Origin of the sequence: Bacillus sp. JJ864 (assembly GCF_036963045.1) — a bacterium.
In the GTDB taxonomy this organism is placed as follows: Bacteria; Bacillota; Bacilli; order Bacillales; family Bacillaceae_G; genus Bacillus_A; species Bacillus_A pseudomycoides_C.
Genome location: NZ_JBALLY010000008.1, coordinates 1 through 13,253, shown reverse-complemented (window position 1 = coordinate 13,253; position 13,253 = coordinate 1). Strand labels below are relative to the sequence as shown.

Genomic DNA, 13,253 nt, shown 5'->3' with positions numbered 1-13,253 from the left:
CATGAGGAGGATTTTTCTATGCCAACTTCCGTATCCTTTCATAAGGATACCGCTGTATTGTTAGCTACGTGCTGTGAATTAACATATGAGCAATATAACCAAAATGGCATTTTTACTATTCCGAAAGGTTTCAATTATGTACAGGGCTTTCAAGCAACAGCTATTCAAATGACAGCATGGTTTGGATTCATTTTGGAATCAGACGATCAAATTATTGTAGCCTTTCGCGGGACACAATCAGACCGTGATTGGATTGCTGATTCTATCGTCCAACAAAAACCGTACCCATTTACCGCAAATAGCGGGAACGTTCATAGTGGTTTTCTTTCTATTTATGAATCATGCCGAGATACAATTATGGACACCCTCGTTTCCTTACCTTCCTCGAAAGCTCTTTTCGTTACAGGACATAGTTTAGGAGGAGCCCTTGCTACTTTGCATATACTAGATGCCCGCGTAAACACTTTATTCCCTCATTACACGCTCTACAGTTTCGGCTCTCCAAAAGTCGGTGATATCGCCTTTCGAAATTATTATAAAATGCAAGTTGCCAATAGCTTTCGTTTCGTAAATTTATTTGATGTTGTTCCACTTCTTCCTCCCCGTAAAGTACAATTTGAAGAAAATGAATGGGAATATTCTCATACCCATCGAAGTATGACATTTACAAAAAATATGCATTCCTTTATCAAAAACCACCATATTACAACATATAAAATGGCAATTTCTTCTCATTTTTAAAGGAATACATTGGAAAAATTGTCATGATATTTTCGAAGTACACTTTGGAGAAGGGGACCTACTATGCTAAAAACGATTGGTGCATTTTTTCTAATCATGCTCATTTTTGTTACAGGTTTCTTAACATTTTCTTACTTCGTTACAGAAGAATACGGTGGACACGGTATATTATATACAACGTTCTATTCTATTTCTGTGATAAAGTAAAACGACTTGGAATGTTCCAAGTCGTTTCTTGCATGTCGAACAACGTCGAAGGGTCTTTACCCCGCATTAACGGGCAGTAAAGGCTGGGGAAGAAACGGGAAGAAAACTGCCCGTAAAAGCCCGATTGGTGAGGGCTAATCATTAGTGAGAAAAGCGTCACTAATGGAAGTTTCACTTTATCTCGCCCTCATCCCTTCTGTAATTCTCCAAATATCATGGCTGTACTGCAAGATTGTTCGATCACTTGCAAAATGGCCAGATTTCGCAATGTTCATTGTACTTATTTCCAACCATTTTTTTCGACTTTCATATATTTCTCCAACTTTTTCTTGCATATCGACATATGGTGCAAAATCTCTGAGCACAAAATATTCGTCATTTTGAATAAGAAAAGAATCAAAAATAGCTTCAAACTCATCGCCCGCATCTTCAAAAAAACCATTTGTCAGCTGATTGACAACTTTTTGAATACGCATATCATGATGATAATAATCGCTAGCACGATAACCACCATTTTGGTAATAATGCAGTACTTCCTCGGCCGTTAAACCGAAAATAAAAATACCATCATTCCCAACAGCCTCTTTAATTTCAACATTCGCACCGTCTAATGTACCTAGTGTCACCGCACCGTTCATCATAAATTTCATATTTCCAGTTCCCGATGCTTCTTTACTTGCAGTTGAAATTTGTTCACTCACATCTGCGGCCGGAAAAATATCTTCAGCAAGTGAAACACGATAGTTTTCTAGAAATATAACTTTCATATATTGATTGACATACGGATCATCATTTACTTTCCGTGCCAATTCATTTATAAGTTTAATAATCTTTTTCGCGTAATAGTATCCAGGCGATGCCTTTGCCCCAAAAATAAATGTACGCGGATAAAAAGAAAAACTAGCATCTTCTTTTAAACGATTGTACAAATATAAAATATGCAGTACATTTAACAACTGCCGCTTATAAGCGTGCAGACGTTTTACTTGTACGTCAAAAATGGAATATGGATCGACAACAATACCGGTTTGTTTTTCAATCCGTTTCATTAACAATTCTTTTCGCACTTGTTTTACATTATGAAGCGACTCCTGGAACGCTGCATCGTACTTATAATTCCCTAAAGCTTGCAGCTGATCCGGTTCTTTCATCCAATCCGTTCCAATCGTGTCACAAATTAATTTCGATAACTGCGGATTTGCTTTTAATAACCAGCGCCGATGCGTAATTCCATTTGTCTTATTGTTAAACTTCTCTGGATAAAACTCATAAAACAATCGCATTTCTCGCTGCTTTAATATTTCCGTATGAATTTTCGCAACGCCGTTTATACTATGACTCCCCACAATCGCCAAATGCGCCATTTTCACAAGCCCATGAGCGATAATCGCCATGTTTTCGATGCGATTCCAATCATACGAATAGCGTTCCCATAAGTCATGACAAAAGCGCTCATTAATTTCTTGGACAATCATATAAATACGCGGTAACAACGGTTCAAAGATATGAATTGGCCATTTTTCTAACGCTTCCGATAAGGTTGTGTGATTTGTATAAGAAATCGTATGTGTTGTAATGTACCATGCATCTTCCCAGCTCATCTTTTCCTCATCAAGCAAAATGCGCATTAATTCTGGAATTGCTAAAACTGGATGCGTATCGTTAATATGAATAGCAATTTTCTCATGTAAATTACGAAGCGTACCATTTCGTTCCCGGTGCAATCGCACAATATTTTGTAAGTTGGCCGACACAAGAAAATATTGCTGTTTCAAACGAAGTATTTTCCCTTCATCATGCGTATCATCTGGATATAAGAACTCCGAAACTACTTCTGTTTCCCGTTTATATTTCAATACATCCTTGCAGTTCGGCGGAAACGGAACAGGCTCTGCGCTCCAAAGGCGCAGTGTATTGACAGTACTTGTTTCATACCCAACAACAGGTACATCATACGGTACAGCCACAATCGTTTCCGCATTGATATGCCGAAACTCAAGACGCCCACCAGACTGAAATGTATCAACTTGTCCCCAAAAACTAACTTCCACCGCTTGGTCATGCCTTCGCACTTCCCAAACATTCCCGTGCCGCAACCATTGTTCCGGAAGCTCAATTTGATAACCATCCACAATTTTTTGATCAAACAAACCGTGCTTATAGCGAATCCCGCACCCGTGCCCTGGTAAATTTAACGAAGCAAGCGAATCAAGAAAACAGGCAGCTAAACGACCAAGGCCGCCATTTCCAAGGCCAGCATCCGCTTCCATTTCCTCAAGATCTTGCAAATAAATCCCCAGCTCTTCTAATCCTCGTTCACATACATCGCGTATTCCTAAATTTAATATATTACTTCCTAACAAACGCCCTAATAAAAACTCAATAGATAAGTAATACATTTGCTTCTGATTATCTGTCCGGTACCGTTCATTCGTCCCAATCCAGCGTTGGCTAATATATTCACGTACCATATGACCGAGCGTATTATATTGATCTTGCACAGTCGAATCTTTGAAACTTTTTCCATACATTGTTTCTAGCTTTTCTAAAAAAGCAGCTTTAAAATCCTCTGTATTTGAGAACAACTTTCTCACCTCTTCCAAAGTGAAACTTCCAGCAATGGTTTTTCCACTGCTGGTTAGCTCTACCCTACTACTTGTTAACAGAAAAAATCGGTTGCTTCTGATTACTCTTCTTTTCTTCCTCATTAGATTGCGGTTCTTCATTTAAACCGGACAAGCTTTCATATAGCTCCTTATATTTCTCGGCAGACTGCTTCCAGCTATAATCCTCCGTCATCGCACGTTTCATAAGAGATTGCCATACCTTTTTGTCGTGATAATAGTGCAGGGCGCGCTGCACTGTATGCAGCATATCGTGCGCATTAAAGTTCATAAAACTAAAACCATTTCCTTCATTTGTAGCTTCATTGTACGACTGAACAGTATCATTTAACCCGCCTGTTTCCCGTACAATTGGAATCGCTCCGTACATAAGAGAAATAAGCTGTCCAAGACCACATGGTTCAAATAAAGATGGCATTAAAAATAAATCAGACCCAGCATATACTTGATGTGCCAGTTCTTCATGAAATCCGATATATACTTTCACTTTATCTGGATATTCATATGCCATTTGTTCAAAAAACTGTTCATATTCTTTATCGCCCGATCCAAGTACAATAAATTGCACATCTTCTTGCATCATTTCATGAAAAACATGACGCACTAAATCTAATCCTTTTTGCTTCGTTAAGCGTGTAACCATTGCAATAATTGGTGCATCTTCTTTTTCTGGTAATCCAAAATAACGCTGCAATGCACGTTTATTCTCTCTTTTTTTATAGAGTGAATTTGCATCATACATTGCCGCTATCGTTTTATCATTCTGTGGGTTGTACAAAACATCATCAATTCCATTTACAATCCCAACAAGTTTATCGTTATATTTACGCAATAAACCATCTAACTTCTCTCCGAAAAACGGATATTGAATTTCTTCTTTATATGTCGGACTTACCGCTGTAATGATATCAGAGGCAATAATTCCGCCTTTCATAAAGTTAATATTTCCATAAAACTCAAGTTGTTCACTATGAAAATACTCATCACCAAGCTCTAATAAGTCATGCATAACAATGCGCGGGAACACACCTTGAAACTGCAAATTATGAATCGTAAAAACAGTCTTTATCTTTTCATATAATGGCTGCTCACGATATTTTTCTCGCAATAAAAAGTTTGCCATCGCTGTATGCCAATCGTGGCAATGCAGAACATCCACTTCAAAATCTAAATGTGGAATGCACTCTAATACAGCCTTTGAGAAAAATGAAAAACGTTCACCATCATCATAATGACCATATATGGAATCACGTTTAAAGTAATACTCATTGTCGATAAAGTAATACGTAATTCCTTCCTGTTCCAATTTCAAAATACCGCAATATTGATTACGCCAGCCAAGCTGAACCGTAATCACTTTATGAAGCACACATTTTTTTCTTATATGCTCTGGAATTAAACTATAATATGGAAGCATAACGCGCACGTTCATCCCAAGTTTTTGTAACGCCTTCGGAAGTGCTCCGGCTACATCTGCTAATCCACCAGATTTAATAAATGGTACACACTCTGATACTGTAAATAAAATATTCACTGTAATCGTCTCTCCGCAATAGCTAAACATAGGTAAAACATTTACCTATACTTAGCATGCAGATTCCTCCTCTCAATTCTGATCTTACTGCATTGTTACATTACTGCTTTGAATCTTTCCTTTCTCTACAACAAATGGATAACTTGAACCTGTTAATATTGTTCCATCTTCAATCTTTACATCCTTATCAAGGATTACACCATCTAGTATACAATTCTCTCCAATTTGGCCCTTTTGCATAATAATACTATTACGAACGATAGAGCCTTTTCCAATCTTTACAGAACGAAAGACAACGCTATTTTCTACTTCCCCTTCGATAATGCTGCCGTTAGCAATCATCGCATTATGTACACTTGCCTCTTTTCCGTACCTTGTTGGCGGCTCATCCTTTACTTTCGTAAAAATTGGCGCCTCTTTCTGAAAGACTTGCTTCCAAATGTCCGGTTGTAATATTTCTAAACTATGCTTATAGTAACTTTCAATTGAATCTATAACCGCTACATAACCAGTATGCTCATAACTTTCCATACGCAACGAAGTGTCTCGTTTTTCTTTGACAATATCAAGTAAGCTATAATAGCCCATATCTTGATACGTCTCAAACAAATGTAATAATAACTCCTTCTTTAATACATACGTCTGAAGCGACTTACCACGGTGACATACCTCCGTAATATGTGCGTTTGTATATAAATGACTCTCTAATACAGCTTGAAAATCAAGTGCTGTTACAACATGACTGTTTGTAATGACAACATATTCTTGCTTACTACGCAAAAAGTAGTCAATATGTCTGCTAAAATGAGCAAATGATCCAAATTCATCTTGAGCACATTGGCAATTTGGAGGAAATAAAAATAAGCCGTCGCGTTTCCTATCTAAATCCCACTGTTTCCCAGAACCGAGATGATCCATGAGCGAACGATTTTTATGACTTGTGAAAATAGCTACACTATGAATATGAGAATTTACCATATTGGAAAGCATAAAATCTATTAAACGGTAACGTCCGCCAAACGGCAATACCGCCAACGATCGATGATTTGTTACTTGCTGCAATGATGGAAAATTCTCTGTCGCATTAATAATTCCTAACATTGATTCTCTCACTCATCTCATCCCCTTTTCGTCACGCTCTACCAGAAAGTAAAATAGTCATCCATAAAAAATTAAATTGTTTCCACTAACCACTTATATAAATTCATTTTGACTTTTCGATATAAAGATTGCTGCTATACAGAACAAAAAAAGACTTGCTCTCGCTTACTCCCTTTGTTTTAAACCATTGCATGTGGCAGGATAAGGCACTGACCGCTTCTACGCATGGCCAGATGCTCTCGTCCCCCTTAAAAAGAAAGGGGATTTTCATTTCGTGTTTTCAATATATATACCTTCCCTTGCAAATCATTCGTCTCACTTTACATTTCCTCTGCAATTAACACAACGTCCTCTATATTTTTTTCCGGACGAATAATTGTTCCATCTTCAATAACCATTCCCGGCCCAACGATAGCACGCTCAATCACAACATTCTTGCCAACCTTGGCATCTGGCATAATAACTGAATCGACAATCCTACTTCCTTCCTCTACAATTACCCCCTGAAACAATACAGAATGCTGCACATTCCCTTCAACAACACAGCCTTCATTTATTAACGATTCTTTCACTTCTGCTGATGGTGCAATATATTGCGGCGGCTGATTCGGATTTACAGAACAAATTCTCCAATCAAGGTCATATAGATTAAGCGATGAATCTTCCTGAAGTAGATCCATATTTGCCTCCCATAAGCTCTTCACTGTTCCAACGTCTTTCCAATACCCGCTAAATGGGTACGCAACAAGCTTTTTACCTTCATCTAGTAAAAGTGGGATCACATCTTTCCCGAAGTCATTACTAGATTCTGGATTTCTTGCATCCATTTCTAAATACTCTTTTAAAATAGCCCAATTAAAAATGTAAATTCCCATTGAAGCTAGATTGCTTTTTGGAAATTGCGGTTTTTCTTCAAATTCAACAACCTCCATCGCTTCATTCGTATTCATAATGCCAAAGCGGCTCGCTTCATCCCAAGGTACTTCAATAACGGAAATAGAGACATCTGCTTCTCGTTCCATGTGATAATCAAGCATTTTGGCATAGTCCATCTTATAAATATGATCTCCAGATAAAATGAGAACATGTTCTGGATCATACTGCTTTAAATAGTTTAAATTTTGATAAATGGCACTTGCCGTTCCTGTATACCATTTCACACCTGAAGACTCCGCATAAGGAGGAAGTACAGTAACCCCTCCATTTACACGGTCTAAATCCCATGCATCTCCAATACCGATATAACTATGCAACTCTAACGGCTGGTATTGTGTTAAAATCCCGACTGTTTCGATACCAGAGTTCGCACAGTTACTTAATGTAAAATCAATAATGCGATATTTCCCCCCAAATGGAACAGCTGGCTTAGCTAAATTTTTTGTTAATGCACTTAGACGACTACCTTTTCCCCCTGCTAATAACATTGCTACGCACTTCTGCTTTTGAACCATCTTGTTTACTACTCCCCTTTCGTGTTTTCACTGGTCGTAAAATTGAAATTCCAAATGGTGGTATTGTCATTTCGACATGTGCAAGCTGATTATGGTAAGGTCCCATAATCGCCTTTAATCGCTTCTTATTAATTTGCCCTGAACCGCCATATGCAGAACTATCGCTATTTAAAATTTCGTTATAATAGCGAAATTCCGGTACGCCAACTTTATAGTTTTCATACACTGCGCTTGTAAAGTTGCACACGATCACGAGAACATCCTCTTCTCTTTCGCCTTGGCGAATAAACGAAAAAACACTTTGCTCACGGTTATCCGCATCAATCCACTGAAAGCCTTTCGGTGTATGGTCAAGCTGCCAAAGCGGCTTAGAGCGCTTATACAATGCTATGAGCTCCTTGAAATAATCATGCATACAATTATGCATCTCAAAATCATGTAAACTCCAATCTAAGTCCTCAAGGTCTTTCCATTCATCAAATTGGCCAAACTCACCGCCCATAAAGAGTAGTTTCTTCCCTGGATGTGTAAATAAATAGCCGTACAATAAACGAAGCTGAGCAAACTTCGACCAATAATCACCCGGCATTTTATTTAACAGCGACTTCTTCCCGTGTACAACCTCATCATGCGATAAAGGTAAAATAAAATTCTCAGAATACGCGTACAGCAGCGAAAAGGTTATTTTGTCATGTATATATTTCCGATACTCTGGCGCACATTCCATATATTTTAAAATGTCATTCATCCAGCCCATATTCCATTTATAATTAAAGCCAAGTCCACCTTCATAAGTCGGTGCTGTTACGAGCGGCCATGCCGTTGAATCTTCCGCAGTCATTAAGAAAGTTGGATCTTCTGCAAATACAGCTTCATTTAACTGCTGCAGGAATGATACTGCATGTTCGTTGCTTTCCTGTCCTCCACTACGCTCCCAATACAACATATTCGCAACCGCATCCACTCGAAAACCGTCAATATGATAATGCTTCATCCAAAACAGCGCATTTGAAATAAGAAAATTTCGCACTTCTTGTTTTCCTAAATCAAAATTCACTGTCCCCCATACACGGTTTTCTTGTACATCAAGATCTTTATATTCATACGTCGGTTCTCCGTCAAACAAATAAAGTCCATGAGCGTCTTTACAAAAATGTCCTGGTACCCAATCTAAAATGACACCGATCCCATATTTGTGACATTCATCGACAAAATACATAAAATCTTGTGGTGTTCCGTATCTACTTGTCGGTGCATAATATCCCGTTCCTTGATACCCCCAAGAACGATCATACGGGTGTTCAACGAGCGGCATAATTTCAACATGAGTAAATTGATGCTCTGCTACATACGGAATAAGCTCCTCTGCCATTTCTCTATAAGAATAAAAAGACCCATCTTCTTTCTTTTTCCAAGAACCAAAGTGAATCTCATAAATGGCTAATGGTTCATTATAGATTGGCTTTCGTTTCTTTTTTTGAAACCACTTCTGATCTTTCCATTTATATCCTTTTATATCGTAAACAACGGATGCCGTATTTGGCCGAACTTCAGCATACATTGCATACGGATCAGCTTTTAAAATCGTATGCCCTTCTCGCGTTTGAATTGCATACTTATATAATTTCTGCTGAGGAATATTCGGTATAAATAAAGACCAAATCCCTTTCTCTGTCACTCGTATCATTTCATGCATCTCGCTATTCCACTCATTAAAATCTCCTACAATACTCACAGCTTGTGCATGAGGTGCCCATACGGAAAAACGTGTGCCTTCCATTCCATTTTCCACCGTCAAATGAGCACCAAGAATCTCGTAGCTATCATAAAACTTTTCTTCATGGAACAATAACATGTCTTTCACATTACACTTTGTCTCAATCACTATGTTCACCTCGCAAGATGACAGAATTTTAAATATGTTATTACTATTCTTCGGTAAATTGAAATATCCTTGCGAATTTTTAAAAAAACATACGTTTTTTTATAGAAATTCGTGGTAATTTCATGAAATTTAACCGAAAAATATCGAATTTTGACGAATATTCATTGTAAGCGTTTTATTTTAGAATAATTTTTTTAGTGGAAAAGAAAAGGAGTTTACCGCTATTTTGTTATTACTTTCCATTAAAGTAAAACATAAAAAAACCCCTTCCGGCAAAGGGATATACAGGGGAGGGCCGGAAAGGGATTTATACAATTTGGGTTATAGTACTGGTGCCATAGTTTCTTTTAGCACTTTTACAGAATGATCAAATTTCAATTCTTCTTCTGCATTTAATTCAAGCTCTACAACTTCTCGAACACCTTGGCGGTTGATAACTGCTGGAACACCTACGTAAACATCTTTTTGTCCATATTGTCCTTCAAGATATGCAGATACTGTCAATACGCTGTTCTCGTTGTTTAAGATTGCTTTAGTTACACGTAATAGTGACATACCGATACCGTAGTAAGTTGCACCTTTACGTTGAATAATGTGATAAGCAGCATCACGTACATTTTCAAAGATTCCATCTAAATCACTTTGGTTGTACTTTTCATTATTCGCTAAGATTGTTTCTAGCTTTTGTACACCGATAGTAGCATGACTCCATACAGGAAGCTCTGTGTCACCATGTTCACCAATGATATACGCATGCACGTTACGTGGGTCTACATCTAAGTACTCACCTAACATATAACGGAAGCGAGCAGAGTCTAAAGTTGTACCAGAACCGATTACGCGCTCTTTTGGTAATCCAGATTCTTTCCAAGTTACATAAGTTAAAATGTCCACTGGGTTAGTTGCGATTAAGAAGATACCATCAAATCCGCTATCCATAATACCGCGAACGATTTGTTTAAAGATTTTTGTATTCTTCTCAACTAAATCTAAGCGAGTTTCACCTGGCTTTTGTGGTAATCCAGCAGTGATAACAACAAGATCTGCATCTTTACAATCTGCATAGCTACCTTTCCAAACTTTTGTTGGAGCTGGAGCAAATGGTACAGCATGGCTTAAGTCCATTGCTTCACCTTCTGCTTTTGCTTCGTTTACATCAACAAGAACGAACTCTTCAGCCACACCTTGGTTAATCATAGAATATGCATAGCTGCAACCTACAGCTCCTGTTCCTACTAGTACTACGCGATTAATACCTTTTTTCATGGTAAAATCCCCTCTCTATTTTTTAATTTCATTATTAGCATTGTCATTTAAGTAAATAATTAAAATACTGATTTTATATTGTTTAACTTCCTTACACACATATTGTAGCACGTTTCTTTGTGAATGTATTCACATTTTATGACCTATTTGTGAACTTTTTCACAGATAGGATAAAGTTATTGTATCAAATATGGAATCCATCCCAATCACATCTATACACACCATAATTCACATACTTTTCCTCTCAAAATCATAAGCCTAAGCACTTAGAAATGTGTATAATTTGTCCACACCTTTTTTTAATTCACAAATATATTATATATTGAATCAAAAATATACTTTGAAAGGAGTTGATCGATATAAACAAGCATACAAAATGCGTCTGTGAGCAACTTGAAACTTTACAGCCTGGCACAGAAGTAGATATTTTTCTAAATGGAAACTTTATAGATGATGTTACTTTTGTTAATTTTAATCCTCAAAACTTTTGTGCAACTTTTGTTGATACAGAAGGACCTGAAGCAGGCGGCGTACTTCTTATAGATTGCCGTGATATTCAAGCACTTCGAATTGAGGCAAGCTAGTTTGTAAAAGAGAGCTTTGAAAAAAGCTCTTTTTTATCATTTCAACATACTATTTTGATTCAAAATAAACAAAAGCGGAAGAGGGAAAGAAACATGCCAATTCTTATAAACCATACTGCTAACCCTAAAATATTCAATCCAAATTTAGTAAAGGATACAGATATACAATCTTTACAAATAAAAAATAAAGAAAAACATTTTGAAGGGATTTGGCGCCTTTTAAACACTTTTAATTTAGGAAAAAAAGTAACCGAAATTATAGTTAATGGTGTGCCATTAACCGTTTCAGTTTTCACGGGCTTTCACTTTAACACAGGTCTTGCTACATTTATAAATAAAAATGGTCGCATTGTCCTCGTTAATTGCGAGCGCATTGATGCAATTATACTTTAATATTATTATTTGCGGAAAAGATTATTCAACACGACAAGATAAAGTGAAACTTTAATCAGTGGGGTTTTTCTTCATCCCCCACTGCTGGCATGCACCCTCACCAATCGGGCGCATGCCAGCAGTTTATCTCCCACCTAACTTCTTTAGAAAAGCGGAAGCGGCTCACACTGCCCACGAATAGCGGGATAAATAAAAAAGAGATAGCAATATATGCTATCTCTTTTCGTATGACCCGTACGGGATTCGAACCCGTGTTACCGCCGTGAAAGGGCGGTGTCTTAACCACTTGACCAACGGGCCAATTTCTGGCAGAGAAGAAGGGATTCGAACCCTCGCACCGCGTAAGCGATCTACTCCCTTAGCAGGGGAGCCCCTTGAGCCACTTGGGTACTTCTCTATATTATATGGCTCCGCAGGTAGGACTCGAACCTACGACCGATCGGTTAACAGCCGATAGCTCTACCACTGAGCTACTGCGGAATATGGTGGGCCTAAATGGACTCGAACCATCGACCTCACGCTTATCAGGCGTGCGCTCTAACCAGCTGAGCTATAGGCCCTAGAAAAAGCGGGTGAAGAGAATCGAACTCTCGACCAGAGCTTGGAAGGCTCTTGTTTTACCACTAAACTACACCCGCATAAAAATGGTGAGCCATGAAGGACTCGAACCTTCGACCCTCTGATTAAAAGTCAGATGCTCTACCAACTGAGCTAATGGCTCTTACTAAAATGGTGCCGGCTAGAGGACTTGAACCCCCAACCTACTGATTACAAGTCAGTTGCTCTACCAATTGAGCTAAGCCGGCTTGCATATTTCAAAATGGTGGCTCGGGACGGAATCGAACCGCCGACACGAGGATTTTCAGTCCTCTGCTCTACCGACTGAGCTACCGAGCCTTAATATAAATGGCGGTCCCGACCGGGGTCGAACCGGCGATCTCCTGCGTGACAGGCAGGCATGTTAACCACTACACCACGGGACCATTGGTTGCGGGGACAGGATTTGAACCTGCGACCTTCGGGTTATGAGCCCGACGAGCTACCAGACTGCTCCACCCCGCGACGATATAATATTCTTTTTAAAAAATGGAGGAGGTAGAGGGATTCGAACCCCCGCGCGACTCTCGCCGCCTGTCGGTTTTCAAGACCGATCCCTTCAGCCAGACTTGGGTATACCTCCATATATATAAAACTTGAGTGGTGGACCTTGTAGGACTCGAACCTACGACCGGACGGTTATGAGCCGTCTGCTCTAACCAGCTGAGCTAAAGGTCCTTTATGGTAGCGGCGGAGGGGATCGAACCCCCGACCTCACGGGTATGAACCGTACGCTCTAGCCAGCTGAGCTACACCGCCATAAAGAATTATAAGTGGAGCCTAGCGGGATCGAACCGCTGACCTCCTGCGTGCAAGGCAGGCGCTCTCCCAGCTGAGCTAAGGCCCCATTGTTTTAAAACTATCGGGAAG

At 38.9% G+C, this 13,253-nt stretch carries 10 protein-coding genes and 14 tRNA genes; 4 read left to right on the top strand and 20 right to left on the bottom strand.

Annotation, left to right across the window (positions count from 1 at the left end; all coding sequences use genetic code 11):
• Positions 1–18 precede the first annotated feature (18 nt).
• Positions 19–741 (top strand): lipase family protein, encoded by a 723-nt coding sequence (locus tag V7024_RS01725; RefSeq protein ID WP_335514782.1) that lies wholly within the window; start codon positions 19–21, stop codon positions 739–741.
• A 63-nt stretch (positions 742–804) separates the two neighbouring features.
• On the top strand, positions 805–948 hold the full coding sequence (locus V7024_RS01720; RefSeq protein ID WP_335514780.1) for a hypothetical protein: 144 nt from the start codon (positions 805–807) through the stop codon (positions 946–948).
• Between the two features lie 176 nt (positions 949–1,124).
• Here V7024_RS01720 and V7024_RS01715 read toward each other — a convergent pair whose 3' ends face one another.
• The 6 genes from V7024_RS01715 to V7024_RS01690 form a co-directional block, all read right to left on the bottom strand.
• The gene (locus V7024_RS01715; RefSeq protein ID WP_335514859.1) at positions 1,125–3,533 is read right to left on the bottom strand and encodes a glycogen/starch/alpha-glucan phosphorylase; all 2,409 of its coding nucleotides are present in this window, start codon (positions 3,531–3,533) and stop codon (positions 1,125–1,127) included.
• Positions 3,534–3,600: 67 nt separating this feature from the next.
• A complete protein-coding gene (gene glgA / locus V7024_RS01710) occupies positions 3,601–5,106 on the bottom strand; it encodes a glycogen synthase GlgA (protein WP_335514776.1) in 1,506 nt (501 codons plus the stop codon).
• A gap of 84 nt (positions 5,107–5,190) precedes the next feature.
• On the bottom strand, positions 5,191–6,219 hold the full coding sequence (locus V7024_RS01705) for a sugar phosphate nucleotidyltransferase (protein WP_335514773.1): 1,029 nt from the start codon (positions 6,217–6,219) through the stop codon (positions 5,191–5,193).
• A 308-nt stretch (positions 6,220–6,527) separates the two neighbouring features.
• Positions 6,528–7,658, bottom strand: coding sequence for a glucose-1-phosphate adenylyltransferase (locus tag V7024_RS01700; protein ID WP_335514770.1), 1,131 nt, complete (start codon positions 7,656–7,658; stop codon positions 6,528–6,530).
• The gene (gene glgB, locus V7024_RS01695) at positions 7,606–9,513 is read right to left on the bottom strand and encodes a 1,4-alpha-glucan branching protein GlgB (RefSeq protein WP_335514857.1); all 1,908 of its coding nucleotides are present in this window, start codon (positions 9,511–9,513) and stop codon (positions 7,606–7,608) included. Before glgB ends, V7024_RS01700 begins: the two co-directional genes overlap by 53 nt.
• 351 nt (positions 9,514–9,864) lie before the next feature.
• The gene (locus V7024_RS01690; RefSeq protein WP_335514767.1) at positions 9,865–10,809 is read right to left on the bottom strand and encodes an L-lactate dehydrogenase; all 945 of its coding nucleotides are present in this window, start codon (positions 10,807–10,809) and stop codon (positions 9,865–9,867) included.
• A gap of 359 nt (positions 10,810–11,168) precedes the next feature.
• Here V7024_RS01690 and V7024_RS01685 point away from each other — a divergent pair, with 359 nt between their 5' ends.
• Positions 11,169–11,393: a penicillin-binding protein gene (locus V7024_RS01685; RefSeq protein WP_335514854.1), complete on the top strand. Its 225-nt coding sequence runs from the start codon at positions 11,169–11,171 to the stop codon at positions 11,391–11,393.
• A gap of 93 nt (positions 11,394–11,486) precedes the next feature.
• Positions 11,487–11,786 (top strand): hypothetical protein, encoded by a 300-nt coding sequence (locus V7024_RS01680; RefSeq protein ID WP_335514764.1) that lies wholly within the window; start codon positions 11,487–11,489, stop codon positions 11,784–11,786.
• 228 nt (positions 11,787–12,014) lie between these two features.
• Here the strand turns inward: V7024_RS01680 and V7024_RS01675 are convergent.
• From V7024_RS01675 to V7024_RS01610, 14 genes are all read right to left on the bottom strand, one after another.
• Positions 12,015–12,086, bottom strand: a tRNA-Glu gene (locus V7024_RS01675).
• A gap of 6 nt (positions 12,087–12,092) precedes the next feature.
• Positions 12,093–12,183, bottom strand: a tRNA-Ser gene (locus V7024_RS01670).
• 8 nt (positions 12,184–12,191) lie between these two features.
• Positions 12,192–12,266: transfer RNA gene (locus V7024_RS01665), tRNA-Asn, on the bottom strand.
• 3 nt (positions 12,267–12,269) lie between these two features.
• Positions 12,270–12,346, bottom strand: a tRNA-Ile gene (locus tag V7024_RS01660).
• Positions 12,347–12,353: 7 nt separating this feature from the next.
• Positions 12,354–12,424 (bottom strand) — tRNA-Gly (locus tag V7024_RS01655).
• Positions 12,425–12,431: 7 nt separating this feature from the next.
• Positions 12,432–12,507 (bottom strand) — tRNA-Lys (locus V7024_RS01650).
• 9 nt (positions 12,508–12,516) lie between these two features.
• Positions 12,517–12,592 (bottom strand) — tRNA-Thr (locus V7024_RS01645).
• Between the two features lie 15 nt (positions 12,593–12,607).
• A tRNA-Phe gene (locus tag V7024_RS01640) sits at positions 12,608–12,683 on the bottom strand.
• A 10-nt stretch (positions 12,684–12,693) separates the two neighbouring features.
• Positions 12,694–12,769, bottom strand: a tRNA-Asp gene (locus tag V7024_RS01635).
• A gap of 2 nt (positions 12,770–12,771) precedes the next feature.
• Positions 12,772–12,848, bottom strand: a tRNA-Met gene (locus V7024_RS01630).
• Between the two features lie 25 nt (positions 12,849–12,873).
• A tRNA-Ser gene (locus tag V7024_RS01625) sits at positions 12,874–12,966 on the bottom strand.
• An 18-nt stretch (positions 12,967–12,984) separates the two neighbouring features.
• A tRNA-Ile gene (locus V7024_RS01620) sits at positions 12,985–13,061 on the bottom strand.
• A gap of 4 nt (positions 13,062–13,065) precedes the next feature.
• A tRNA-Met gene (locus V7024_RS01615) sits at positions 13,066–13,142 on the bottom strand.
• Positions 13,143–13,157: 15 nt separating this feature from the next.
• A tRNA-Ala gene (locus V7024_RS01610) sits at positions 13,158–13,230 on the bottom strand.
• Between the last annotated feature and the right edge of the window lie 23 nt (positions 13,231–13,253).